Below are 26,193 nucleotides of genomic sequence, written 5' to 3' on the forward strand. Positions count from 1 at the left end.
CCCTGCAGTTCGATCGCCCGGCCTGCGACCGCAGGCGCCGGCGGTTCGCGCCAGCGCCTGTCGGGCCTTGGGATCAGTAACCGAGCCCCTTCTTGGCCTCGTAGATCTTCATCGGATCGTCGGCCTGGGTGTAGAGCTTCGATTCCGTCTGGATCCACTTCGGCGGCTTGGTGCCGTCCTTCTGGAAGGCGGCAAGCGCGTCGAAGGCGGGGCCGGCCATGTTCGGCGTCAGCTCCACGGTCGCGTTGGCTTCGCCGGCTGCCATCGCCTGGAAGATATCCGGCACGGCATCGATCGAGACCACGAGGATGTCCGTGCCCGGCTTCAGGCCGGCTTCCTTGATCGCCTGGATGGCGCCGACTGCCATGTCGTCATTGTGGGCGTAGAGCGCGCAGATATTCTTGCCGCCATCTTCGGCTTTCAGGAAGCTTTCCATGACTTCCTTGCCCTTCGTGCGGGTGAAATCGCCGGTCTGGCTGCGTACGATCTTCAGGTTGTCGTGGCCGGAAAGGGCCTGTTCGAAGCCTTTCTTGCGGTCGATTGCCGGCGAGGAGCCGGTGGTGCCCTGGAGTTCGACGATGTTGCACGGCTTGCCGGCAACAGTGTCGGCCAGCCATTTGCCGGCGACGTTGCCTTCATGCACGAGGTCGGAGGTGACGGCCGTCATATAGAGATCGTCCGACGCGTCGACGGTCCGGTCGAGCAGGATGACCGGAATTTCCGCGTCCTTGGCTTCCTGCAGGACTTCGTCCCAGCCGGTTGCGACGACGGGCGCGAGCAGGATTGCGTTGACGCCCTGCGCGATGAAGGACCGCAGCGCCTTGATCTGGTTTTCCTGCTTCTGCTGGGCATCGGCGAATTTCAGGTCGATGCCGCGCTCTTCAGCCTGTTGCTTGGTCAGCGTCGTTTCCGCCGCGCGCCAGCCCGACTCCGAGCCGATCTGGGAAAAACCGACGACGAGATCTGCGGCGGATGCGCTGCCAAACGTGCAGGCAGCAAGGATCGTTGCACTCGCGAGTGCTTTGGCGAACTTCATGATTTCCTCCCAAAGAAAGCTGCTCTCCCAGCAGCGCATTAAAAAAATCATATAATAGTACTTTTGTAAACTCACGTTTGAAGACAGATGCTGTCGGCCCGCGCAGAGACACGGGGCGCGGCGTGTGCGGTTGTTGCGGCGGCGAGAATAACGCGTCGAGCCGTTGGTGAGCAGCGCCTCAATGCTGCACGTGGGATACTGCCTCGCGGGTCGGGGACCACGCGGTCGGGCGGTGCGTGCAACACAGGCTTGTCTTGTATTGCCGCTTGCCTCGATTGAACACGTGTGCAAATATGCTCGCGTGTGCAAGGGAGATGCGGCGGAATGAAGCTGGAAGAACCACACTACTCGGACGACCTGAATGGCCGGGCGCGCCTCTGCCGGGATGTCATCCTGTCGGCCGGAGCGCTGGTGCTCAGGGGCTTCCAAGACAGTGCGACCCGCAGCTTTTCGATGAAGGGACCGCAGGATTTCCTGACCGAGACCGACGCGGCTTCCGAGGCGCATATCCGCACGGCGATCGCCGCCCATTTCCCCGATGACGCCTTCTTCGGCGAGGAAGGCGGCGGAACGATCAGCAATCGCCTCTGGGTGGTCGATCCGGTCGACGGCACCGCCAATTTTGCGCGCGGCATCCCGCATTTCTGCATCTCCATCGCCTATATCGAGAATGGACGGGCCGAAATCGGCGCGATCTTCAATCCGGCGCAGGACGAGCTCTATTTCGCCGAGCGCGGGGCGGGCGCGACCCGCAACGGCCAGCCGATCAGGGTCTCGGCCACCACGGCATTTGAAGCTGCGTCCGTCGAGATGGGCTGGTCCGGCCGGGTGGCGAACGAGATCTACCTCGAAGCCATCAGCGATCTGCTGGCGCTTGGAACCAATGTGCGCAGGGCGGGCTCGGGCGCCCTGGCGCTCGCCTATGTCGCTGACGGTCGTTCGGACGCCTATGTCGAGCTGCACATGAACTCATGGGATTGCCTTGCCGGCCTGCTGCTGGTTGCCGAAGCCGGCGGCGAGGTTTGTCCCTTCATGGATATCGGCAGCCTTCGCGATGGCGGACCGGTGCTCGCATCCGCTCCCGGCATTGCCGGCGGCATCAGCCAGGCGTCGCGGATCCCGATCGCGTCGGCGAGCGAACGGGTGTCTGAACTGGCGCTTACATGAACGATGGCTCCTGCGGCGCCAACAGTCGGAATTTTGTGGGCGGCCCGCGCTTTGGCGCCGTCCGATCTGGAAAGGAAATGGCATGGATGCCCCAGTCTACGCGCGCCCGGCGATCAGTCTGATCGCCAAGGGCTTGGGCCCGCACAATTCGGACCTCTATATCGGCGGCAGCGACGGTGCCCGCGATCTCGATCTGCTCAGGCGCCACGGCATCTCGGTCGTCGTCAACTGCGCGATCAATCTGGATATCAACTGGGTGCGTGACGCAGCCGATGACGAGGGCGACCTGCGGCCGAGCGGCTATGCCGATATTCGCTATTACAAGCTCGGCCTGATCGACGGCGAGGGCAGTCCCGACACGATGATGCTCGGCGCTTATTACATCCTCGACGGCGCGCTGCGCCAGGCGATGCCCAAGCGCGAGACCTATCCCTTCGCCGATGGTGGCAATGTGCTGGTCAATTGCCGCGGCGGCCGTAGCCGCTCGGTGTCGCTGGTCGCGCTGTTCCTGCATAAGCAGCAGCCGGAGCTGTTCCCGACGCTCGATGCCGCCGTTGCCCATATCCGCGAACATCGCGAACTGCGGCCCGACGAATGGTTCGAGACGCCGAAGCCGATGCTTTACGAGGCGGCGCGTCGGGCATCCGGATGGATCGACAGGATTGCCGGCGAGGGATCAGGGAAGGACTGATGTTGAAGCGTAGCCAACCGCGCATTGCCGTCATCGCCGATGCGCATTTCCACGATCTCGAAGGCGATTTCGATTTTCCCGGCATGACCATCGATGGCGAGCGGATGATGGTTCGCAGCTGGTCGGAAACACGCCAGTCGACCCGCGTTTTCAACGAGAGTGCCAGGGCGCTTTCCGTGGCGCTGGACGAAGTGCGTGCGCGTGGCATCCGCCATGTCGTGCTGCTCGGGGACTATACCGACGACGGCCAGCGTCAAACGACCGCGAGCCTGCGTCGCATTCTCGACCGGCATGCGCGCGAGCACGGCACCGCCTTTTACGCACTTCCCGGCAACCACGATATCTTCGGCCCGCAGGGGCGCAATCACACCAAGGAGTTCCTGGATCATGATGGCGCCGGCGTCTGGGTGACGAGCGATCCGGAATCGCCCGTCGAGGGCGCTATCGTGACGCCGCGCATGTATTGCGAGGGCTACCCGTCCGGTCTCGGCCCGATGGCTGCCTACGGCTATTTTCGCAAACCGGACTACCTCCATTGGGAGACGCCCTTCGGCCTTGCCGACGACGTGGAAAGCCGGCGCTATCAGGTGGTCTCGCCTGATGGAAGCAACCGCCATGCGCTGATGGACGCGTCCTATCTGGTCGAGCCGGAGCCGGGCATCTGGTTGTTGATGATCGATGCCAATGTGTTCGAGCCGCGCGACGGCACGTTCGAAGGCGGCGAGGAGGCGGCCTTTGTCGACAGCACGGCGGCGGGATGGAACGCAATGCTGCGGCTGAAGCCCTTCATCGTTACCTGGATCGCCGACGTCTGCGCACGGGCTGAGGTGCTGGGCAAGACGGTGCTCGCCTTCTCGCACTATCCGGCACTCGATCCCTTCGATGGCGCGACAGGCGCGGAGCGCGTGCTGTTCGGGGAAACCAATGTCGCCCGGCGCACGCCGCGCGCGGCTGTCACTGACGCCCTGCTCGGTGCCGGGCTTGCCGTGCATTTCAGCGGCCATCTTCATGTGGAAGGCGTGACGCGGCGGGGTGACGGCGGGCGCCGGCTCACCAACGTGGCAGTGCCGTCGCTGGTCGCCTATCCTCCGGCCTTCAAGATCATCGAGCCGACGGATGCCGGCGTCACGGTTGATACCGTCGAACTGCAGCAAGCGGCGCTCGATCGGCGGCTGGCTAAGGCCTATCGTCTGGAGACCGAACGCCGCGGCGAAGCGGGCGATCCTGCCTTCGATGCGGCCTATTATGGTGCGTTTCTGCGCGCCCACAAGCAGGCGCTGGTGCACCACCGCTACTTCGTCAAGGAATGGCCGCAGGCCGTGGTGAGCCGCGTTTCGGATGCCACCCTCGCTGACGTCTGCGTCCAGCTGCTCGACGTCGAAACTGCGGCATCGACGTTGCACGCGTTTGCAAAATCGTCGGAAATTTCTGCTGACGAGATCGCGGCACTGCGCATGATCGACATCATCGCCGACTGGTACTGCCTGCGGCAGGCGGCACACCTGGCGCTACCGGCGATCGCGCCCGCGCGGCTTCGGCTCTATCGCGCCCTTGCCGAAAGGTTTGGCCGAGAACCTGAGGAGGGCTGGGACGGCTCGGTCCCCGGTTTCCTGTCGATTTTCTTCGGTGCCTTCAGCGCTTTTCTCGACCGGGCGGAAAATGGTGCGCGCCGGATCGAGATTCCATTGCGGTTGCACGTCAGGGAGGTTGTTTGAATTATGGATCAGCCATCGTTTGCCTTGCCGGCCCATGGCCAGATACCGCCGGCGAGCGTTCCGGAATTGAAGGAGGCGTTTCGCCTGCGCGCTCGCGGACTGAAGGGCGGTCGGCTCGAAGTCGCCAAGTTCGCGCTTTCGCATCCCTATGACATCGCCTTTGCCAGTGCCCGGGAAGTGGCCGCGCGCGCCGGCGTTTCCACCTCCACCGTCATGCGGCTGATCAACGATCTCGGGTTCGAGAAATACGCAGCCTTCCAAAACCTGTTCCGCGAGGAATTGCGGCGCGGCCGGCAGTAATGCCAGGCCGTAGGCGGCACGACGCATAAGGGAACGGGCACAGATGGAATCGACGATCGTCAGCATCAATCTCTTCGGCGCCGTGGCGCTGCTGTTGTTCGGGCTGTCGCAAGTCAAGTCCGGAGTGCAGCGCGCCTTCGGCGCCAGGCTGAAGACGGGATTGGCGGCCGGCACGCGCGATGGCGTGCGATCGTTTCTCGCCGGCCTCATCGCGACCGTCGCGCTGCAAAGCTCGACCGCGACGGCGCTGATGATCGCGTCCTTTGCCGAACGCAATCTCGTCGCGCCGCGCATGGCGCAGATCGTGCTTCTGGGCGCCAATGTCGGCACCGCGATGACCGCCTGGATCGTATCGCTCGGGATTGGCTGGCTCTCGCCGCTCCTCATTCTGACAGGCGTTATCCTGTCGCGCGGCACCTCGAACGCGCGAAAGGGCGGTGGTGCGGCCGTGGTCGGCGTCGGGCTGATGTTGCTGTCGCTGCACCTGATCGGGCTTGCGACGGAACCGCTACGCGCCTCCGCAGCGCTCTCCGCTTTTCTGGCGATGCTGGACAATGCCTGGCCGGTCGCACTGATTTTCTCTGCCTTGCTGGCGATCCTCGCATCCTCCAGCCTTGCGATCGTCGTCCTCATCTTGTCGCTCGCTGCAACGGGCGGCATTTCCACCGGGCTGATCATCGTCCTCGTTCTCGGGGCCAATCTCGGCGGTGCCGTGCCGCCGGTCCTGGCGACGCTGCGCTCGCCGATCAGCGCCAGGCGCGTGACGATCGGCAATCTCATCGTGCGTGCGATCGGTTGCCTTGTCGCCCTGCCGCTTGCCGGCTACTCGGCGCAGCTGCTCGACATCCTGCCGCTGTCGCACGAAAAACTGCCTGTCGATGCGCACCTGATCTTCAACCTGGCGCTCGCAATGCTCGCCTGGCCGCTGTCGCGCCCGCTTTCGGCGCTGACAGCACGGCTGTTGCCGGAGCCCGGGCAGATGCCGGATGCGCCGAGCTATCTCGACGAGGACAAGCTTTCGACGCCGGTCGCAGCCCTTGCCGGTGCCAGCCGCGAGGTTCTGGCCGTCGGCGATCTGATCGAAAGCATGCTCGGCCAGGCGAGCGCCGCGCTCCAGCATGCGGATGCGTCGAAGCTTGCCGCCATCAGCACGCTCGAGGGTCGGGTCGACCGGCTGCAGCACCAGATCAAGGTCTACGTCTCGCGCCTCGGCCAGGCGGAGATCGGCGAGGACAACCGTCGGCGCGCCATGGATGTCGTCGACTATGCCATCAACCTCGAACATATCGGCGACATCATCGAAAAGGGCCTGCTGGCCGAACTAGCCAAGAAGATCTCGCTTGGGCTGGCCTTTTCGCTGGATGGCCATGAGGAGCTGACGCGGCTCTTTGTCATCACGCTCGACAATCTGCGCCTGGCGCAGACTGTGTTTGCCACCCGCGATGCGGCGCTCGCCCGGCGATTGGTTGAGGTGAAGGAAGATGTGCGCCGCCTTGAACGGCAATCGGCCGAGCGGCATCTGCAGCGCCTGCGTGACGGCAGGGCAGAAAGCATCGAGACAAGTTCACTGCACCTCGATATGCTGCGCGACCTCAAGCGCATCAACGCTCACATCGCGTCCGTTGCCCACCCGATCCTCGACGATAGCGGCCTTCTGATCGAAAGCCGCATCCGCCAGGCCGGGTGATTTGGGCTCGAGCGTTTCTGCGCATTTCCCGACAGAAAACCGCTTCGCACTTTGCCTCTAAGCGCTTCTAGCGCACCGTCTTGCGCTCGATCATCGAGACCGGCACCACCTGCAGCCGGGTCGCGGGCTCATCGGTTTCGAGCGCCGTCAGCACGTTGTCGGTCAATGTTGTCAGAGACTGGACGATGGTCGTCAGCTCGTAGCTCTTCCAGCCGGCCTGCGGAATGTCATCGAAGCCGATGATCGAGAGGTCCTCGGGCACGCGCCGCTGCATCTCGATGCGCGCGGCATCGAGGAAGCCGAGCGCCAAAAGGTCGGTGACGCAGAATGCCCCATCGATCTTCTTGTCGCGCAACAGTTCGCAGCCAGCCTGATAGCCGCTTTCGTAGCCGGTCGGCCCGTCCGACCAGGCGACCACCTCGATGCCGGCCGTCTGCATCCTCTGGCTAAACGCCGTCGCGCGACGAACCTGCGCCGGTGTCTGGCTGGCGCTTGAAACGACGGCCACCTTCTTGCATTTGGCGGACATCAGTCGCAGTGCCGCGAGGTCGGCGCCGTGCGAATCGTCGCTGAGCACCATATTGGTATCGGTTCGATCGAGCCGCTGGTTGACGAGGATCAGCCGCACGCCATTGGCGATGCATTCGTCGACGATCGAGGACGGGGGCTCGCCAGATAGCACGACGATGGCCTGGGCGCGGAATTCGAACAACAGCTCGATCAGCGGTGCGATATCCTTGCGGGCGTCTGCGGCGTTGAGCAGCAGGCACTGAAGTCCGCGCCGGAGCAGGCCGATGCTCAAGAGATCGAGTTGCCTGGAAATGAAGGGCGCGCTGAGATTGGTGCCGACGACGCCGATGAGGTTCGAGCGGTCGTTGTTCAGTCCTTGCGCCAGGCGGTTGACCCGATAGCCGAGTTCGCGCGCCGCCTTTAGCACCTTGCGTCGAACAGCCTGGGACACGCTGGCACCCGGGGTAAAGGTTCGCGAAACGGCCGAACGCGAAACGCCCGCGCGCTTGGCGACTTCCTCTGCCGTAACGAACCCTCGCGCCATGGTTTTCCTCAAGAATCAGCTCAAGGTCATCTGGGCCACAAAAGCGTGGCCATTCCAATGAAAAAGTGTCTCCGGATCCGGTTGGCAGCGCCGCCGGTGGCCCGGTCGACGGGCGAAAATCGGGCTGTCGGAGTGTGCGTTCCGCTGCTCCGCGGCCCGACTTCACCTGCCGGTCGTGTTGTATTGATCACGTGTTCGGATAAACTCCAAATCGTCCTTCAAAAGATATAATAAAAACAATGGTATATAGCATTGCGCACGTGTGCATTTTTTTGTTGACAAGGCCGCGCTCTCAATGGATCATGCATTCCATAGGCGGGCAAGAAATGGAATTTTTGTTCCGTCTATGTTCGTGATGATGGCGCCGGCTTCTGAGGAGTGGCCGCGTGTCGTCTGACCCGATCCGAAAGCAGGATCGTTGAACGGGGTCGATCGCGGACAGGGAGGATTGGATCGATGACGACGCATCGCGTTTCTGCGGCAGCTGGCCTTGCTCGAATGGGAGAGGGGCGGCGCGCCGCGTGGCTCTCGCCCATCTCCCCGTTCGCATGTTGGCTCGTCTGCAGCACGTCCGGCACATGGCCGGATCATGCGGCAAGGCGAGGTCTCAAGGGGAGAGAGCATGGCTTTTCTAAGTGAACCAACGAAGGCAGCGCCCGCCGTGGGCGCCGGGGCGTCCGCCGTGCCTTCGTCCTGGCAGGTCTGGCGATACCGGCTGAAGGTCGCCTCCCGCGAGCCGACGACATTGATCGGCGTGCTGACGGCGCTGCTCTTTACCTATCTGATCGTCGTCCCGATCATCTCCATCGTGCTCGATGCCGTTCGGGTCCAGTTCGGGCATGAGCGCCGGCTCGGCAAGGATTTCGGCGACCTGACGCTCTATTATCTCGACCGGACGTTCACGTCTCCGGTCTCGGTCGATCTCTTCTGGCGGCCCCTGTTCAACACGCTGTCGGTTGCCGTCGGTGCGATCCTGCTGTCACTCCTGATCGGAACCATTCTCGCCTGGCTGATCAGCCGCACCGACATGTTCGGACGGCGCTGGTTTGCGACAGCGCTGATCGTGCCTTACATGCTGCCCGCCTGGACCTTCGCGCTCGCCTGGACGACCTTGTTCAAGAACCGCACGGTCGGCGGCCAGCCGGGCTGGTTCGAGGCTTTGGGATGGACACCGCCGGACTGGGTTGCCTACGGTCGCTTCCCGATCACCATCATTCTCGCGCTGCATTACACCCCCTTCGTCATCCTGCTGTTCGGCTCGGCGCTCCGGCGCTTCGATTCCCAGCTGGAAGATTCCGCCCGCATCCTCGGCGCCAAGCGCTATCAGGTGGCAATGCAGATCATCCTGCCGCTGATGCGCCCGGCGCTGATGTCCTCGATGATCCTGATCTTCGCAAAATGCCTCGGCGAATTCGGCGTGCCCTATGTTCTTGGCCTGCCGGTCAAGTTCGAGGTGTTGTCCACCTCGCTCTTCCGCAGCATCGCTTCACGCCAGACAGGTGTTGCCGGTGTGGTTGCCGCCTCCATCATGCTGATCGGCATCATCACGCTGATGATCGATGCCCGTCTGGTGCGTGAAGCGCGCCGCTTCGTCACCATCGGCTCCAAGGGCTCGATGAACCGTCAGAGCCGGCTCGGCAAACTGAGGCTTCCGGCCACCGGCTTTGCCGCAACCATCTTCATGTTGAGTGTTGGCCTGCCGCTACTCACCTTGTTCCTGTCGACGATCATGAAGCTGCCGGCGCAGTTCACGCTCGACAACTTCACGCTCGACTACTGGATCGGCCGGGACCTGCACACCGTGGCGCTGCAGACCGGCGTGCTGCTGAGCCCCGACCTCTGGGCCGCGGCCAAGAACACGCTGATGATCGTCGGCCTCGCCTCGGTCGCCTCCGGCATCCTCGGCCTGCTGGTCGGTTACGTCGTCATCCGCACCCCGGTGCGAGCGCTCTCCGTCTATCTGCGCCAGGTGACGTTCCTGCCTTATCTGGTGCCGGGCATTGCCTTTGCCGCCGCCTATCTTTCGCTCTTTGCCGTCCCAAGGGGACCGATGCCGGCGCTCTATGGCACGGTCACCATCCTGGTGCTGGCGCTGATGGCCGACCAGATGCCCTACGCCTCGCGCGCCGGGATCTCGGCGATGACCCAGCTCGGCAAGGATCCGGAAGAGGCGGCCCAGATCGCCGGCGCCGGCTGGTTCCGGCGGATGATGTCCATCGTCATCCCGATCCAGAAGGGTTCTCTCGTCACCGGCGTGCTGCTGCCGTTCATCTCCGGCATCAAGGGCCTCAGCCTGTTCGTCATCCTCGCCGTGCCCAGCACCGACGTCCTGACGACCTATTCGCTGCGCCTCGTCGACTACCACTACACCCAGGCGGCAAACGCGGTCGTGCTCATCATCGCGGCGATCGCCTATCTCGGAACCCTGGCAGCCCAGAAGCTGACCAAGACCAATCTTGCAGAAGGACTCGGAAGCTGATGCCCACTATCAATCTGCGCGGCGCCCAGAAGAATTATGGCGTCAACTCCGCCAATGCCGTCTCCAACCTCGATCTCGAAATCCGCGATGGCGAGTTCATGTGTCTGCTCGGGCCCTCCGGCTGCGGCAAGACCACGACCTTGCGCATGATCGCAGGCCTGGAAAACCTGTCCGGCGGAGAGATCCGCATCGGCGACCGGGTGGTGGATTCCATCTTCGACGGTGTCTTCGTGCCGCCGGAAAAGCGCGAAATGGGCCTTGTTTTCCAGAGCTACGCGCTCTGGCCACACCTGACCATCGAGCGCAACACCGATTTCGGCCTGCGGCTGCGCAAGCTGCCGAAGGCCGAGCGCGAGGCCCGGGTCGAGAAGGTGATGCAGGCGCTCGACATCGCCAAGTATCGCGACCGCTACCCGTCGCAGCTTTCGGGTGGTCAGCAGCAGCGCGTGGCCCTTGCCCGCATGCTTGCGGTCAATCCGGGCGTACTGCTTCTCGACGAGCCGCTGTCGAACCTCGACGCGCGGCTGCGGCTTGAGATGCGCGCCGAACTCAAGCGCCTTCACAAGGAATTCAAGACGACGATCGTCTTCGTCACGCACGATCAGTGGGAGGCGATGACGCTCGCAACCACCATCGCAGTGATGAACGAAGGCACCTTGCAGCAGATGGGCACGCCGAACGACATCTATGATCGCCCGGCCAATCGCTTCGTCGCCGAGTTCGTCGGCAGCCCTCCGATCAACATCCTGTCCTTCGACAAGAAGGACACGTCCGATGTGGCCAAGGAGGCGGAAACCTACCTGTCGAGCCGTTACCCGAGCCTGCGCGGCATCGGCTCCGTCGGCATCCGCCCGGAGGCACTAAGCTACGCCACGAAAAAGGAAGACGTTCCGCAGGGCAGCTTCAGCGGCAAGATGGTCGTGACCGGCATCCTGCCGACCGGCGGCAGCTGGATCCTGGAGCTGCGAAGCGACAGCCACACGCTGTTCCTGACGACGCACGCGCTGCCGCGGCTCGAGCTTGGGGAAAAGGTCCGCTTCTTCGCGCCACCCGACGCGCTTCATGTCTTCGACAAGGACGGCCAGCGCATAACCGAGGCAGACAAGCTGCTGCGCAGCGCGAAGCTGAACTGACGACATCACTGATCGCATCAACCGAAAGACGAACACCGCTTACTGAGGAGGAGCAGTCGATGCATTTTCGGAAGAATGGAAAGATGGGCAAGGCGAGGGGCCGCCTGCTTTGGACAACAGCCTTTGCCGGGCTTTTGGCAGGGCAGGCGATGGCTGAGGAGGCCTTCGATCTCAACGCCCTGATCGAGGCTGCCAAGAAGGAGCCGCCGATCACCGTCTACGACAGCACCGGCAAGATCGTCGAGATGGCCAAGGCCTTCTCTGCGAAGTACGGCGTTGCCGCCGAGGGCTCAAAGGTCAAGGCGTCGGCACAGCTCGAAATGATCATCCGCGAGGCCCGCGCCAACAATATCCAGGGCGACGTCTCGATCATCAGCGATGCGCCGGCCGCCATGGCGCAGCTGATCCCGCAGGGCTTTGCCGAGAGCTGGCTGCCGCCGGACATGGTCTCGAAGATCCCGCAGCAGTACCAGAGCCCGCTGACCGTCGTGACCAGCGCCAACGTCTGGGCCTACAACACCGAGCTCTACGACAAGTGCCCCGTCACCAACATCTGGCAACTGACCGGCCCTGAGTGGAAGGGCAAGGTCGCCATGCAGGACCCGCTCGGCAAGGCGTCCTATGTCGACTGGTTCAACCAGATGGCAAAACATGGCGACGACAAGGTCGCCGCCGCCTACAAGGAGCTTTACGGCAAGGAACTCGAGCTCGACGACGGCAGCGCGACGGCGGCCTGGGTGAAGGCGCTCGCCGCCAACGCGCCGCTTCTGACGGATGCGGATGCGGCGGCGGCCGATGCTGTCGGCGCTCCCGGCCAGTCGCAGCCGTTCATGGGGCTGATGAGCTCGGCGAAGTTCCGCGACAATGCCGAGAAGGGCATGAAACTCGGGCTCTGCACCGACCTGAAGCCCTGGCTCGGCTGGATGTATCCGGGCGTCGGGCTGATCACCAAGGGCACCAACAGCCCGAACGCCGCCAAGCTGTTCATCCATTACGTCATGACCGCGGAAGGCATCGCGCCGCAGGCGGTCGACGGCAAGATGTCGACCAACACCGACGTCGCCCTTCCGGCCGATGAACCATCGGGCATCGGCAAGGTTCTCGATCAGGTTCTGCCCTACCAGATGGACACGAGCCTCGACGATTGGGATGCCCGCGAAACCTGGCAGGATTTCTGGCGGGTGAACTACCAGAAGTGACGGCACGCGGCCGGCACGACCGGCCGCGATGTCAATGCAGTGCATCAATCGACCGCTCCGTCACGGGGCGGTCGCCGGCGCCCTTTTAGTGGCGCCGATGGCAGCGCGCGAAACTGAACCACCGAAGTTCGCAGAAGCGGACACGGTTTCCTTGGGAGGGGAAAATGAAAACGGACATGATCAAACGGCATGGGACGACGATGACCGCGGTCGCACTGGCGGCGGGTCTCCTTTCGTCGCAGGCCAGCGCAGCCGACGGCGATCTGGACGCGCTGATTGCAGCGGCCAAGACGGAAAAACCGATCAATATTTACGACAGCACCGGCAAGATCGTCGAGATGGCCGAAGCCTTTACCGCCAAATACGGCGTCAAGGCGACCGGCGTCAAAGTGTCGGCCAACAGCCAGCTGGAAATGATCATCCGGGAAAGCCAGGCGGGTAACGTGCAGGGCGATGTCGCCTTGATCACCGATGCGCCGGCAGCACTTGCGCAGCTGTTGCCGCAGGAATTCGTCGAGAGCTACCTGCCGGCCGACATGGTCGCGAAAATCCCGGCGGAGTTCCAGAACCCTCTGGCGATTTCGACCAACGCCAATGTCTGGGCCTATAACACCGAAGCCTATGACAAATGCCCGGTCGCCAATATCTGGGAGCTGACGGAGCCGAAGTGGAAGGGCAAGGTCGCCATCGTCGACCCCTTGACCAAGGGCACCTATACCGACTGGTTCAACCAGATGGAAAAACACGCCGACGACAAGGTCGCCGGTGCCTACAAGGCCCATTTCGGCAAGGACCTTGCGACCGAGGAAAAGAGCGCGTCGGCCGCCTGGATCAAGGCGCTGGCGCAGAACGCGCCGCTCGTCACCGACGGTGACGACCCTGTCGCGGAGGCCGTTGGTGCGGCCGGGCAGAAGGAGCCCTTCTTCGGTCTGCTCTCGTCGGCAAAATTCCGCGACAACGAAGGCAAGGGCTACAAGCTCGGCATCTGCAAGGAACTCAATCCCTGGGTCGGCTGGACCTATGTCAAGCTTGGTCTGATCGCGACAAAGACGCAGAGCCCGAACGCGGCGAAGCTCTTCATCCACTACATCCTGACCGAGGAAGGCATCGCGCCACAGATGAAGGACGGCAAGCTGCCGACCAACGTCGACATCAAGATGCCGGCTGACGAGCCCTCGGGGCTGATGACGGTTGCCGACCGCCTGTTCGGGTACAATTCCTCGACCGGTCTCGAGGACTTCGATCGGCGCGAGGAATGGCAGGATTTCTGGCGCGTGAACTACAGCAAGTAACGCAATGCCGGTGCGCCACGGGCTGGCGCACCGGCCCTCTTTCTCTACGGAACGGATGCAAACGACATGGAAAAACGCCTTTCAGCCGCGACAGCCCCAGCGGGCAACCCTGAAACAAGGCTGGAGCGGTCGAAGCGTCTCGCCGAGATCGCCCGTGGGGCGGCCAGACAAGTGCGCGAGCCGCTGCTGAAGGCGTTCCGCTCCGACATGGTCGTCGACTACAAGCGCGACCTGCATGATGTCGTCACGATCCACGACAAGCGCGCGGAAGCCAGCATTCGCGATTTCATCTTTGCGCAGGAGCCCAATTCCGCCATGCTCGGCGAAGAGGGAGGGCAGGTGGGCGACGGCGACATCCAATGGTATGTCGACCCGATCGACGGCACGTCCAATTTTGCCCGCGGACTGGCGTTCTGGTGCGTGTCGATTGCCGCCGTCGAACGGGGCGAGGTCATGGCCGGCGTCGTCTATGACCCGGTCGCCGAGATGATGTTTTCCGCCGATCTCGAACAGGCGTACCTCAATGGTGAGGTGCTGTCCTCGCAGGCCGTCGACGACGAGACGCGGGCGACGCTGATTACCGGCTATCCCGTGTCGCGCGACTTTCGCCTCGACGGCCGGGAGGTGGCGCTCGCTAACCTCGGGGAATTCGTCGAGACCTTCTCCACCCTTCGGCGGCCGGGCAGTGCCGCCCTCAGCATCGCCCATGTGGCGGCCGGTTGGGCGGATGCGGCGACCGGCTTCGGCGTCAATTCATGGGACGTCGCGGCGGCGACCCTGATCCTGAAAAACGCCGGCGGTCGTTACGAGCCGCTAACCTTGGGCAAGGTGCCGGCGGATGCGCCCGATTTCATGTGCCCCGGCTACATCGCCACCGGCGCCGGGGGGGACTATCCGACATTGCAGCGCGTGGCGCGGACGATCTCGGCCAATCGCATTGCCGCGGCAGTAAACTGAACAGACAGCGGAGACAGCATGTTGACCACAAACCAGGACACCGAGACGAAGAGCCAGCCATCGGCGGAGCTTGCCAAGCTCAGCCTCGTCTACAAGCAACATCCGCACTATGGCGTCGATATCTATATCGCCGGCAAGGAGGGCACGAGCGACCTCGATCTCCTGCGGCAGAACGGTATCACCACCGTCGTCAATTGCGCGGTCAATCTCGATTTCAATTTCGTCCGTCAGGCGCAACTGGTGTCCGATCACGAGGGCAGCGTCTACGGTCCGGGCGAGATCCGCTACTACAAGACCGGGCTCATCGATGGCGGCGGCAATCCGGACACGCAAATGCTGGCGGCCCACTATATCCTGCGCGCAGCACTCGAGCAGGTTCTGCCGGAAAAACCGTCCTATCCGCGCCGCGAGATGGGCAACATCCTCGTCAATTGCCGCGGCGGACGCTCGCGTTCGGTGATCGTGGTGTCGCTGTTCCTGCACCTGACGCTGCCGGCCGAATTCCCGACGCTCGATGCCGCGATCGCATTCGTGCGCGACCGGCGCGGCCTGCCGCAGAACGAATGGTACAAGGCGCCGAAGCCGGTGCTGATCCAGTCGGCCGAACGCGCGGCAGGCTGGGCGAAGATGATCGAAGCGAAGTAGCACGGGGCTCCCCCACTCGCGGACGATCACTCTGGCGAGGCGAGGAGATGCTGGCCGTTCCAACAGTCCGCAGCCTGTTGGCAATGGCGCCCAAGCGCAGGTTTCGGGTTGAATTCGCCCTCCATCCGCACGATTTTCATGCCATGTGAAAACGTGAGGACGATGCGATGGCGCAGGCAGTTCACAACTATCTTATCTTTGAAACCGATGCCGGGTTCTGCGGCATCGCCTGGAATGCCGTCGGCATCACCCGTTTCCAGCTGCCGACCAAAAAGGCGGAGGATACCGAGAGGCTGCTGTTGCGCCGGCTTGTTGCCGGCGAACCCGGCACGCCGACGCCGCAGATTGCCGAGGCGGTCGACGCAGTTCGACGCTACTTCGGCGGCGAAGAGGTCGACTTCACCGGTCTCACGCTCGATCTCGAGGGCCAGGACCCGTTTTTCAGGGAGATTTACGCGGCCGCCCGCCAGCTCGCCTGGGGGCAGACCACGACCTATGGTGCCCTGGCAAAGGCGCTCGGCGCCGGACCGGAGGCCGCACGCGACGTTGGCCAGGCAATGGCGAAGAACCCGGTGGCGCTGATCATTCCCTGCCACCGGGTGCTGGCGGCAGGCGGCAAGGTCGGCGGCTTCTCGGCGCCGGGCGGCTCGACCTCGAAAATCCGGATGCTGGAACTGGAAGGCGTTCATTTGGGACCGCCGGAGCCAGCCCAGCAATCGCTGTTTTGAGCGGCGCGCAGGATAAGGCTGGGGCGAGGCAATCGGGAAGCGCTGGCGACTGCCGGTCCGCCCCATACAATCGCCATGCAACATTTGGGGTGGAAGGTGCCACCGGTGCGGGGTGCATGACCCGCACGCGGGAGGGCTGACGATCGCGATGAGCGATGCATGCAACTGAGATGCGTGGAGGCGTCATGGGCTGGTTCTGTCTCGCATTGTCAGCCTGCAGTGTCGCGGTCATGCTCGCCGTTTCCGCCCGGGCAAATCCGGTTCTTCGCCGTTTCGATCGGCTACCGATGCAGTGGTCGTTCAGCGGTGTGACATGGTTTTCGCCACGTCTTGCAGCGCTTCTGATCTTGCCGCTGGTGGCCATGCCGATCCTCATCGGTCCGGCAATTGGCCTGCTTTTGGCGCCACCGGCCGATGCCGCTTCCGTCGTGATCACGGTGGCGGCGATGGCGGCAGGGCTCATCGCCATCCAGCTGCTCCACCTGTTCCTGATCCATCGATGGGCGTTGTCACAAAAACCCGAAACGGAGGAATTCCGATAGGGCGATTGCATCGGTCAGTTCGTCGCAAGGGTAACGTTGCGGCGCCGTTTGCCAAATCCCGCCGATCACCTATACAAAAGGTCGAACAGCGTATCCGGGAGACATCAGGCATTGGCGCATGACTTGCAAGAAGATCTGGACGCCGTTGCCAGCATCTCGGTCGTTCCGACGATTCTCGACGTCATCCAGCAATCGACGGGCATGGGCTTCGTCGCCGTGGCGCGGGTCACGGACGATCGCTGGGTCGCCTGCCAGACGCTCGATCTGATCGATTTCGGCCTCGGACCCGGGGGAGAGCTGCGGCTCGAGACGACGATCTGTCACGAAATCCGGCAGAGCGGTGAACTCGTGGTCATCGACGACGTCGATGCCAGCGAGGTCTATGCGCGCCACCACACGCCGCTGCAATATGGCTTCAAAAGCTACATTTCAGTGCCGATCTACCTGCGTGGCAATGTGTTCTTCGGTACGCTCTGCGCCATCGACCCCAACCCTGCCAAGCTTAGCGGCACGGTGACCGTGGGCATGTTCCGGCTGTTTGCCGATCTGATCGGACGGCACCTCGACGCCCGAGCCGACGTCACGGACACGAAGCAGAAACTCGACCACGAACTCGAGACCTCCGAACTCCGGGATCAGTTCATTGCCATCCTCGGGCACGACTTGCGCAATCCGCTGGCGTCGATCTCCGCGGGCACGCGCATCCTGGCGCGAGAGGAGCAGGCGGCGAAGTCGAAGACGGTGATCGCGCTGATGCAGCAAAGCGTCGATCGCATGGCCAATCTGATCGACAATGTGATGGACTTCGCCCGCGGCAGGCTGGGGGGCGGTATCGGGCTCAACCGAACCCATCTGCCGCTCGGCCCGGTCTTGATGCAGATCGTGGAAGAACATCGCAGCGCCTATCCAGACAGGCAGATCGAAACGGATCTCGCCCTCGATACGCCGCTGACGCTGGATCACCAGCGCATCGGTCAGCTCTTTTCCAACCTGCTGAGCAACGCCTTGACCCATGGCGCACCGGACAAACCAATCCGTATCGGTGCCACCCGAAGCGGCAATACGCTCGAACTCTGGATCGCCAATGCCGGTGAGCCGATATCGCAGGCAGACATCCCGCGGCTTTTCCAACCGTTCAAACGGCGGGAGGGCAAAGGCAACGGCAAAGTGCAGGGCCTCGGCCTCGGGCTCTACATAGCCGCCGAGATCGCCCAGGCACATGGTGGCAGGATCAGCGTTTCGTCGACGCCGAACGAGACCAGGTTCACCTTGCGCGTGCCCGCCTGTTGACGCTTTCGTCATGGGCAGCGCAAGTTGTCCGTAAGCGCAAGCTGACGAAACGCGCCGAGCCTATGCCGGCCGGACCATCGTTGCGGTTCGTGTTTCGGCAGCCGAAATCAGATGATAGGTGTGTGCCGACGCGGGACGGCCGACATGGTAGCCCTGAACGTGGTCGATGCGGAATTCCCGCACGAGCGCCATCTGCTCATCGGTTTCGACACCTTCCATCAGGATCTTGTGGCCCCGGTTGCGCACCAGCCCAATGATGTCCTTCAGCATCGCCTTGCCCTTCGGCGTGGCACAATCGTGAAGGAAGGAGCGGTCGACCTTGACCGTGTCGAAATCGATAAGCCGGAGCCAGGACAGCCCGGCAAAACCCGTGCCGAAATCGTCGAGCCAGATGCGGATGCCCAGCGTTTCGAGATCGCTGATGCAGCGCAACACATCCGAGTGCATCTCCATCTCGAGGCCCTCGGTAATTTCGAAGGCGAGGCGACCGCCGGCGACCCCGGTTTCACCGAGGATCGCCGCGACAGATGTGGCAAAGCCGGGTGTCTTCAGCTGGATCGGCGAAACATTGACGCTGACGACGGGCACGTGATCGTTGGCGAGAAGCTCGCGGCAGACCGTGCGGATCGCCCAGCGGCCAAGGTCGATGATCGCGCCGGTTCGCTCGGCGATCGGGATGAACAGGCTCGGGGCGACAGCCGTCCCGTCCAGCATTTTCAGCCGCATCAGCGCTTCGACAGCCTCGATCCGGCCCGACGTGACGCTCTTGATCGGCTGGTAGACCAGAGAAAGCAGATCCTGGTCGGTCGCGATCTTCAGGAGCGCCGCGATGTTCTCGCTCTCGTCACTCGTCTGCGGATCGTTGGGGTCGAAGACCCTGGCGCAGTTGCGACCGCTCGCCTTGGCGGCATAGAGCGCCCGGTCCGCCTCGTGGATGATCCGCTCGAGCTTCGGGCCCGTCTGCGGCCTGGTGAAAGCTGCCCCGACGCTGACCGTGACGATCGACGTGCCGTCGCGCCGCTGTCCGTGCACCAATGCGAGCGCCTGGACCGTGCGGCAGATGCTTTCGGCAAGCTCTGCTGCCTCCTCGCGCGTCTCCACGCGCGCCAGAATGATGAACTCCTCGCCGCCGTAGCGGCCGATCGACGCGTCGAAATCCGCAATCGATTCCTTCAGCGTGTTGGCGACAAGAATGAGGCAACGGTCGCCTTCCTGGTGGCCGTAGCAATCGTTGTATTTCTTGAAGAAATCGACGTCGATCAGGATCGCTGCGAAACTGTCGCCGAATTTCTGCCAGTCGCTCCAGTATTCCCTGAGCTTCTGGTCCACCGCCCGGCGGTTGTCGAGGCCGGTCAGCGAATCCGTGTTTGAAAGCCTGAGCAGCGCCTTGCCGCGCTCCGTCGCCTCGCGCTGCTGCACCCTTGCCTCGAAAGCGTTGAGGAAGACCTTGTAGCGTTCCCGGTTCAGCTTCCAGTTGACGTAGGAGGTGAAGACGAAACACGAGACGAAGAAGGTGCCGAAGGCAAGCTGATAATAGGGGTTCTGCGGCGAGAAATAGAAGAGGTCGAGGAAGAACGCACCGAGGATGATACCCGACGAGATCACCGAAAGCCGGAACTGAAAGATGAAGAACAGGTTGGCGCCCATCATGAAGATCGCGCCGAAGATCATGTAATAGGACATGTTCTGCGTGTACGCGGTCATCATTGCCGGAATGAGCCAGCCGAGATAGCCGAAAACAAGCGCGCCCGAGCAGGTGCGGTCCAGCCAGTCGGTCTTGGCGTTGACGCGGACCTGGATTTCGAGGACGGCAAGCGAAATCGCACCGACGACAAAACGCCAGGCGATCGTCTTGTAGGCGACGTCGGGGATCAGTAGCAGGTCGGTGATCGAAAACAGGAGATAGACCGCAACCGCGATCCACAGCCCTTTTCGTGTGGCCTCCCGGCGCGCCGTCTGGCCCTCCTGGCGGTAAAGCGAACGCAGTTCTGCAGGCAGCGGCCGGTGCGGCTGCTTGTGCAAATCGATCTCAACGACATCGGCCAGGGTTTGCTTCATGCACCGGTCCAGAGGAATTCGTCGCGCTCAACGGATATTTGGTCTCGCCTATCCATCTCTGGGCGTTGCTTCATGCATTCCACGCTTGCCATCCGGTGGCTACCACAACAAGGACGAGCAGGCCTCACCGTTACCCTAGGGGAAGCCCATTAAATTTTGATAAATTAGCCGGGGCTGACGGCCGGCATACGAGTGTATCCGATTGGCTACGGGGTCCGCCAGAATTTACCATATACTCTACAAAAACTTGCAATTCGAGATGCAGTTCGCGCATTGTTACCCATAACGTTAACAGATCATTAAACGGATGGGTTTTGCGTGAGCCAGCTTCAAATCGTATTCGATGGCGAAAGTCTAATTACTCCCCAGTCAATCGCAACCGAGTTCACCTCGTCAAGAAGTGAGTTTTATGATGAGCAGTTTGCAACAGGAAAAGCCGAACTCGCCCTGATTCTCCAAATTGCACAGCAGCAAATTGCCCAGCAACTGGACCCCACGAAGATAATACACCGATTGGCGGGGGCGCTGCATGAGACGCGCGCGAAGTTTCATCCGAGCGTCTGGCAAGAACTGATCCCGATCGCACAGAATCATCCGGTATCTGAATTTTTCCTGCAGGACCCTTTTACCCGTTGGTCCTTCGAAAAGCCGCGCGGTTACTCCGGTGACGCCCAGTTGCTCGACTTCATCTACGGCCACCCGAGTGTGGCCAACGAGATCGCCAAGGCATCGCCTGCCGGCAAGGCGCTTTATGGCTACACCAAGGACGCCTCGTCGTCGGTTGCCGTGCGCGAACGCCGGGATCTCCTGACGCAGCATGTCGATGAGATCGCGGCCACGCGTGGCGGGCAGGCGGAAGTGCTGACGATTGCAGCCGGTCATCTGCGCGAGGCGAACCGTTCGGTCGCCCTGAAGGAAGGCCGCATCAAGCGCTGGGTTGCGCTCGACCAGGATCCGCTCAGTGTCGGATCGATCAGCCGGGATTTCCGCGGAACCAGCGTCGAGGCGATCGACGGCTCGGTGCGTGGCATTCTCACCCGTTCGCACAAGCTTGGAAAATTCGACTTCGTCTATGCGGCCGGACTTTATGACTATCTGCCGCACAACGTCGCGGTGAAGCTCACCCGCCGTTGCCTGCAGATGCTGAAGCCCGACGGCGTCTTCCTCTTCGCCAATTTCGCAACCGATATCGGCGTAGACGGCTACATGGAGACGTTCATGAACTGGGCGCTTCTCCTGCGCTCGCAGTCGGACATGTGGCGTATCGTCAACGAAAGCATCGACGGCGGCAATTTCGAGACGCATGTGACGTTCGGCGAGAACCGCAACGTCGTCTATGCGACGCTGCAAAAGCGCGCGTGAACGCCTAGAAAACCCATATGATATTGCGGCGCGCGTCATCCCGGACGCGCGCCGCATTCGTTTTGCGTGGGCGCGCGCACCGGTGGTGATGCACGTGATGCGCGCGATCAAGAGCGCAACCCGCAACCGTTATGCAATTATTTCATAGCGTCTGAAATTCTATGCATTGGCCGCCCACTTTCCTTTTCTCTAGCATCCTCAATGCACAGTTCGTGGCCCATCGGTGCGCCGCTGCGGGCCGGGTAGGAACCCGGTTCCAGAGCGCACCCGAACGGGCAGGGAGACACGAGCCCTGTGCCGGAAGCCGGTTGTCATCAGCCGCGCTCCGCATTGCAGTGACGGCCGAGGGGAGGAGCCTTAGATGCCAGCGGGACAGAGTTTTCACGCCGACAGGATCGTGCACAATGGTGTGATCTGGTGCGGTCTAGCCGAGGGCGTCGTCGAGGCTGTTGCCATCTGGCAGGGCAAGATCCTGGCCACGGGCACCCGTCAGGAGATGGAAGCCTATCGTGGCGTAGGGACCGAGCTTCTCGACCTTCAGGGGCAATTTGCGACCCCCGGTCTCAATGACGCGCATCTTCATCTGATTTCCGTTGGCCTGACGTTGAACTGGGTCGACGCGACGCCGCAGGCGGCCCCCACGCTCGAAAGCCTGCTTGCAGCGATCGGCGAGCAGGCCGAAACGACGCCGGCCGGCACCTGGATCCGTGCGCGCGGTTACGACCAGACCAAGCTCGACACTGGCCGCCATCCGCTTCGCGCCGAGCTCGACGCGGTTGCGCCAAACCATCCGGTCATGGTCGTGCGGGCCTGCGGGCACGTGTCGATTTTCAATTCGGAAGCGTTCCGCCTTGCCGGCGTCGACGAGACCACGGCCGTACCGGAAGGTGGCCTGATCGAACAGGTCTCCGGTTCGCTGACGGGCCTGGTCGCGGAAAACGCCCAGGGGCTGGTCCGTGCCGCCATCCCGAAAGCATCGACCGCCGAGATGATCGATGCCATCGAAAGCGGCGGCAATCTGCTGTTGTCCTACGGCATCACCAGCGTCATGGATGCGGCCGTCGGCCAGGTCGCAGGCTTCGATGAGATCAAGGCCTACAATCTGGCCAAGCTCAACAACCGATTGCCGGTGCGCACCTGGCTCGTGCTTCTCGGAGACCCCAAGGTTTCGATCGTGCCGCAAAGCTATGAGGCCGGTCTCGTTTCCGGCGTCGGCGACGATATGCTGAAGGTCGGGGCGGTCAAGATCTTCCTCGATGGTTCGGCCGGCGGTCGAACCGCCTGGATGAGCAGCCCCTACCTCGGCAATGACGACAATAGGGGGGTCCAGATCCTTTCGGATGCCGACCTCGAGGCGATGGTGCTCGACGCCCATGCCAAGGGCTATCAGCTTGCATGCCACGCCATCGGCGATGCGGCGATCGATCAGCTGATTACCGCCTACGAGAAGGCGCTCGCCGCCATCCCGGACGCGGACCGCCGCCATCGCATCGAGCATTGCGGCTTTTCCAGCGACGCGCAGCACCAGCGGATGGTGAAGGCGGGCATCTATCCCTGTCCGCAGCAGGTGTTCATCTACGATTTCGGCGACGCCTACGTTTCGGTGCTCGGCGACGAGCGGGCACTGTCGAGTTACCCGTTGAAGACCTGGAAGGAGCTGGGCTTCAAGCCTGCGACCGGCAGCGATGCGCCGGTCTGTCATCCCAATCCGTTCCCCAATATCTACAGCATGCTGACGCGCAAGACGGCCAAGGGCACGGTGATGGACGCGCGCGAGTGCGTAACCATCGAGGAGGCACTGCAGGTCTACACCGAATATGGCGCGTTCTCGCAGAAGCTCGAGACGGTCAAGGGACGGCTGGTCCCAGGGCAGCTCGCCGACATCGCGGTGTTTTCCAGGAACATGCTGACGGCGACCCCCGAAGACATCCTCAACGACACGCACTGCACCCTGGCAATCCGGGGCGGCGAAGTGGTCTTCGAGCGACAGAACGCCTGACGAAGGCGGAGTGGGCCGCTCGGCGCGGCTCAATGCATCCCAACCGGTCCGGGAGGTCGGGTGGGATCGCGATCTTGTTTATCCATCTGCAGAACAACAAGTGGGGAGGAATACGGGAATGATGAAGAAATTAGCATTGCTTTCGACGCTGACGGCCGCGTTGCTGGCGGGGGCGGCGTCTGTCCAGGCGGCAGACACGCCGCGGGCCGGCGGCACGGTCAACTTCGTGGCGCCCTATGGTGACAGCTTCTCGACGCTCGACATCCAGGCGTCGCCGCAGACGCAGGACGAATTCTACGCAAAGGCCATCCACCGCACGCTTTACGACTGGGACGCGGACAAGAACGTTCCGGTGCTGGCGCTCGCGACCGATGTCGACATCTCCGCCGACAAGCTCGTCTATACCTACAAGCTGCGCCAGGACGCCTATTTCCACAACGACAAGCAGATGACGGCCGATGACATCATCGCCAGCTTCACCCGCATGGCCGATCCGGCCAAGGCCTATCCGCCATCGCGCTACATCGCCAACATCAAGGGCGGCGCCGACTACATGGCCGGCAAGGCGCAGGCGATTTCCGGCCTGAAGAAGGTCGACGACTTTACCCTCGAAGTAACGCTGACCGACCCGGTCGATCCGGCCTACCTGTTCATGCGCAACAACACCGCGATCTACCCGGCAGGCGAAGCCGATAAGGAAGGATTCGCCAGCCACCCGATCGGCCTTGGCCCCTACAAGTTTGCCGAATACGTGCCCGGTTCGCGGCTGACGGTCGAGAAGTGGGCGAAATACTACGAGAAGGACAAGCCCTATGCCGACAAGATCAACATCCTGATCATGGGCGATGCCTCGGCACGCGACGTCGCCTTCCGCAACAAGGAGATCGACGTCTCGGTCCTCGGTCCGTCGCAATACGTCGCCTACCAGGCCGATCCTGAGCTGTCCAAGGGGCTTCTCGAGGTTGCCGAAGTCTACACGCGTTATGTCGGCTTCAACCTCGATTTCGAACCGTTCAAGGACAAGCGCGTTCGCCAGGCCTTCAACCACGCGATCAATGCCGACCTGATCATCAAGCGGCTGGCCAAGGACAAGGCCTATCGGGCCACCGGCTGGCTGCCGACGTCGTCGCCGGCCTATGACAAGGATGCCCAGCCCTACGCCTACGATCCGGAAAAGGCCAAGGCCCTGCTCGCCGAGGCAGGCTATGCCGATGGCTTCGACGTCGAGCTGACGGCGACCCAGAATGAAAGCTGGGGCCTGACGATCGTCGAAGCGATCATCCCGATGCTGGAAAAGGTCGGCATCCGCGTGAAGGCCAAGCCCGTTGAGGCTTCCGTGCTTTCCGAAGTCGTGCCGGCCGGCGATTTCCAGTCCTTCATGTGGTCGTCGGAAAGCGGTCCGGACGCACTGACGGCAATGCAGTGCTTCTACTCGAAGACCTCGCAAGCGGCATGCAACTATCAGAAGTTCGCAAACGCCGACTTCGACAAGCTGTTCGAGGCGGCCAAGGTCGCCAAGACGGATGAAGAGAAGAACGACCTGCTGCGCAAGGCCAACAACCTTGTCCAGGAGGAAGCGCCGGTCTGGTTCTTCAACTACAACAAGGCGGTCATGGCCTACCAGCCCTGGCTGCACGGGCTGCAGCCGAACTCGGCCGAGCTGGCGATCCAGTCCTACGAGAAGCTCTGGGTGGACGAAACCGTCCCGGCCGGGCGTTGATGCAAGCGCCCCGGTATCGCCCGCGCGATGCCGGGGCTTTTCCGCAACGAACCGACATATGTCGCCGCTGAAAACGTAAGTATTTCCTTACGTATCGGCCGTTCGGTTGAGCGAACTGACCGACCCGTTTGCGATCGGTTGGCCACGCGCCGGATGGTTATCGCCCGTGCAACCGCGGTTGGGCGCAGCGAGAGGGGGAATGAATGCTTCAATTCGTCGTGCGCCGCGTCCTGCAGGTGATCCCGACAGTCATCGCGATCTCGCTGTTGATCTTCGTGATCTTCAGCGTCGTGCCGGGCAGCATCGCCACCAGCCTGACGGCCAACGGCAAGGGCGGTGGCGACCCGAAGGTCGTCGAGAAGATGACGCGCGAGTTCGGCCTCGACCAGCCGCTTTACGTGCGGTTCGGATCGTATCTGTCAGATCTCGCGCGGTTTGACCTCGGGACGTCGTTCCGCAGCCGGCAGCCGGTGGCGCAGCTGATCGGCGAGCGCATGTGGCCGACCTTGAAGCTCGCCTTCGCGGCGATGGCGATCGCGATGTTCGTCGGCGTGCCGCTCGGCTTCATCGCCGCCCTGAGGCCGGGCAGCATCATCGACACGCTCACCATGATCGGCGCGATCTCGGGTCTCTCGCTGCCGCAGTTCTGGCTTGGGCTGCTCGGCATGTACCTGTTCGCGCTCACTCTCGGCTGGTTGCCGAGCTTCGGTTACGGCGATGGCGGGCCTGCCAACCTAATCTTGCCGGCGTTGACGCTCGGTATCGCGCCGATGGCGCTCTTGGCGCGCACGACGCGCGCCGCGGTGCTTGACGTGATGAACGCCGATTTTATCCGCACTGCCCGTGCGAAGGGCATGAACGCATTTCGCCTCGTCACGTGGCACGTCGTGCGTAACGTGCTGGTGCTGATCATCACCACCATCGGCCTGCAATTCGGCTCTATGATGGGCCAGGCGGTGGTGGTCGAGAAGCTGTTCTCCTGGCCGGGGCTCGGCTCGCTGCTGGTCGACAGCGTGAGCCTGCGCGATATCCCCGTGGTGCAGGGCGCGATCCTTGTGATCGTCCTCTGGTTCCTGCTCATCAACACCATCGTCGACATTCTCTACGCGGTCATCGATCCGCGCATCAGCCACGGATAG

General features: G+C 62.6%; 21 protein-coding genes. 18 read left to right on the forward strand and 3 right to left on the reverse strand.

The features are described 5' to 3' along the window. Positions 1 to 73: 73 nt before the first annotated feature. Positions 74 to 1,036 (reverse strand): galactofuranose ABC transporter, galactofuranose-binding protein YtfQ, encoded by a 963-nt coding sequence (gene ytfQ, locus RTP54_RS18430; RefSeq protein WP_112806035.1) that lies wholly within the window; start codon positions 1,034 to 1,036, stop codon positions 74 to 76. Between the two features lie 324 nt (positions 1,037 to 1,360). On the opposite strand from ytfQ, the gene RTP54_RS18435 reads away from it, so the two are divergent. The 5 genes from RTP54_RS18435 (at position 1,361) to RTP54_RS18455 (ending at position 6,596) form a co-directional block, all read left to right on the forward strand. Continuing rightward, positions 1,361 to 2,203, forward strand: coding sequence for an inositol monophosphatase (locus tag RTP54_RS18435; RefSeq protein WP_312364876.1), 843 nt, complete (start codon positions 1,361 to 1,363; stop codon positions 2,201 to 2,203). Positions 2,204 to 2,285: 82 nt separating this feature from the next. Beyond that, on the forward strand, positions 2,286 to 2,894 hold the full coding sequence (locus RTP54_RS18440) for a dual specificity protein phosphatase family protein (RefSeq protein WP_112806031.1): 609 nt from the start codon (positions 2,286 to 2,288) through the stop codon (positions 2,892 to 2,894). Continuing rightward, positions 2,894 to 4,609: a metallophosphoesterase gene (locus RTP54_RS18445; protein ID WP_312364879.1), complete on the forward strand. Its 1,716-nt coding sequence runs from the start codon at positions 2,894 to 2,896 to the stop codon at positions 4,607 to 4,609. Before RTP54_RS18440 ends, RTP54_RS18445 begins: the two co-directional genes overlap by 1 nt. Before the next feature lie 3 nt (positions 4,610 to 4,612). Continuing rightward, positions 4,613 to 4,909 (forward strand): MurR/RpiR family transcriptional regulator, encoded by a 297-nt coding sequence (locus RTP54_RS18450; RefSeq protein ID WP_112815873.1) that lies wholly within the window; start codon positions 4,613 to 4,615, stop codon positions 4,907 to 4,909. 43 nt (positions 4,910 to 4,952) lie between these two features. After that, positions 4,953 to 6,596 (forward strand): Na/Pi cotransporter family protein, encoded by a 1,644-nt coding sequence (locus RTP54_RS18455; protein ID WP_312364882.1) that lies wholly within the window; start codon positions 4,953 to 4,955, stop codon positions 6,594 to 6,596. Between the two features lie 67 nt (positions 6,597 to 6,663). Here RTP54_RS18455 and RTP54_RS18460 read toward each other — a convergent pair whose 3' ends face one another. Further along, positions 6,664 to 7,650, reverse strand: a complete 987-nt coding sequence (locus tag RTP54_RS18460; RefSeq protein ID WP_312364884.1) for a LacI family DNA-binding transcriptional regulator — start codon at positions 7,648 to 7,650, stop codon at positions 6,664 to 6,666. Positions 7,651 to 8,272: 622 nt separating this feature from the next. Between RTP54_RS18460 and RTP54_RS18465 the strand changes: the two genes are divergently transcribed. The 9 genes from RTP54_RS18465 (at position 8,273) to RTP54_RS18505 (ending at position 17,915) form a co-directional block, all read left to right on the forward strand. Next, the gene (locus RTP54_RS18465) at positions 8,273 to 10,129 is read left to right on the forward strand and encodes an iron ABC transporter permease (RefSeq protein ID WP_312364886.1); all 1,857 of its coding nucleotides are present in this window, start codon (positions 8,273 to 8,275) and stop codon (positions 10,127 to 10,129) included. After that, positions 10,129 to 11,262, forward strand: coding sequence for an ABC transporter ATP-binding protein (locus tag RTP54_RS18470; protein ID WP_112806019.1), 1,134 nt, complete (start codon positions 10,129 to 10,131; stop codon positions 11,260 to 11,262). The genes RTP54_RS18465 and RTP54_RS18470 overlap by 1 nt, the downstream gene beginning before the upstream one ends. Positions 11,263 to 11,321: 59 nt before the next feature. Beyond that, the gene (locus RTP54_RS18475; protein WP_312364887.1) at positions 11,322 to 12,461 is read left to right on the forward strand and encodes an ABC transporter substrate-binding protein; all 1,140 of its coding nucleotides are present in this window, start codon (positions 11,322 to 11,324) and stop codon (positions 12,459 to 12,461) included. Between the two features lie 200 nt (positions 12,462 to 12,661). Beyond that, the gene (locus tag RTP54_RS18480; RefSeq protein WP_312365037.1) at positions 12,662 to 13,753 is read left to right on the forward strand and encodes an ABC transporter substrate-binding protein; all 1,092 of its coding nucleotides are present in this window, start codon (positions 12,662 to 12,664) and stop codon (positions 13,751 to 13,753) included. 66 nt (positions 13,754 to 13,819) lie between these two features. After that, complete coding sequence (locus RTP54_RS18485; RefSeq protein WP_112832916.1) at positions 13,820 to 14,710, forward strand: inositol monophosphatase family protein; 891 nt, start codon at positions 13,820 to 13,822, stop codon at positions 14,708 to 14,710. Positions 14,711 to 14,728: 18 nt separating this feature from the next. Further along, complete coding sequence (locus tag RTP54_RS18490) at positions 14,729 to 15,355, forward strand: dual specificity protein phosphatase (RefSeq protein WP_312364889.1); 627 nt, start codon at positions 14,729 to 14,731, stop codon at positions 15,353 to 15,355. 167 nt (positions 15,356 to 15,522) lie between these two features. Continuing rightward, a complete protein-coding gene (locus RTP54_RS18495; protein WP_112832915.1) occupies positions 15,523 to 16,083 on the forward strand; it encodes a methylated-DNA--[protein]-cysteine S-methyltransferase in 561 nt (186 codons plus the stop codon). Positions 16,084 to 16,268: 185 nt separating this feature from the next. Continuing rightward, on the forward strand, positions 16,269 to 16,625 hold the full coding sequence (locus RTP54_RS18500) for a hypothetical protein (RefSeq protein WP_312364893.1): 357 nt from the start codon (positions 16,269 to 16,271) through the stop codon (positions 16,623 to 16,625). Between the two features lie 123 nt (positions 16,626 to 16,748). Continuing rightward, positions 16,749 to 17,915: a GAF domain-containing sensor histidine kinase gene (locus tag RTP54_RS18505; protein ID WP_312364895.1), complete on the forward strand. Its 1,167-nt coding sequence runs from the start codon at positions 16,749 to 16,751 to the stop codon at positions 17,913 to 17,915. Between the two features lie 60 nt (positions 17,916 to 17,975). On the opposite strand, the gene RTP54_RS18510 is transcribed toward RTP54_RS18505, so the two are convergent. Then, on the reverse strand, positions 17,976 to 19,973 hold the full coding sequence (locus RTP54_RS18510) for a putative bifunctional diguanylate cyclase/phosphodiesterase (protein ID WP_112806005.1): 1,998 nt from the start codon (positions 19,971 to 19,973) through the stop codon (positions 17,976 to 17,978). A 318-nt stretch (positions 19,974 to 20,291) separates the two neighbouring features. Here RTP54_RS18510 and RTP54_RS18515 point away from each other — a divergent pair, with 318 nt between their 5' ends. From RTP54_RS18515 to RTP54_RS18530, 4 genes are all read left to right on the forward strand, one after another. Then, positions 20,292 to 21,335, forward strand: coding sequence for a class I SAM-dependent methyltransferase (locus RTP54_RS18515; RefSeq protein ID WP_112806004.1), 1,044 nt, complete (start codon positions 20,292 to 20,294; stop codon positions 21,333 to 21,335). Between the two features lie 361 nt (positions 21,336 to 21,696). Continuing rightward, positions 21,697 to 23,334: an amidohydrolase gene (locus RTP54_RS18520; RefSeq protein ID WP_312364898.1), complete on the forward strand. Its 1,638-nt coding sequence runs from the start codon at positions 21,697 to 21,699 to the stop codon at positions 23,332 to 23,334. A gap of 121 nt (positions 23,335 to 23,455) precedes the next feature. Next, positions 23,456 to 25,054 carry an ABC transporter substrate-binding protein gene (locus RTP54_RS18525; RefSeq protein ID WP_312365039.1) on the forward strand — a complete coding sequence of 533 codons (1,599 nt, stop codon included), beginning with the start codon at positions 23,456 to 23,458 and terminating at the stop codon, positions 25,052 to 25,054. A gap of 203 nt (positions 25,055 to 25,257) precedes the next feature. Next, a complete protein-coding gene (locus RTP54_RS18530) occupies positions 25,258 to 26,193 on the forward strand; it encodes an ABC transporter permease (protein ID WP_112806001.1) in 936 nt (311 codons plus the stop codon).

The organism is Ensifer sp., from assembly GCF_031989085.1.
GTDB lineage: Bacteria > Pseudomonadota > Alphaproteobacteria > Rhizobiales > Rhizobiaceae > Ensifer.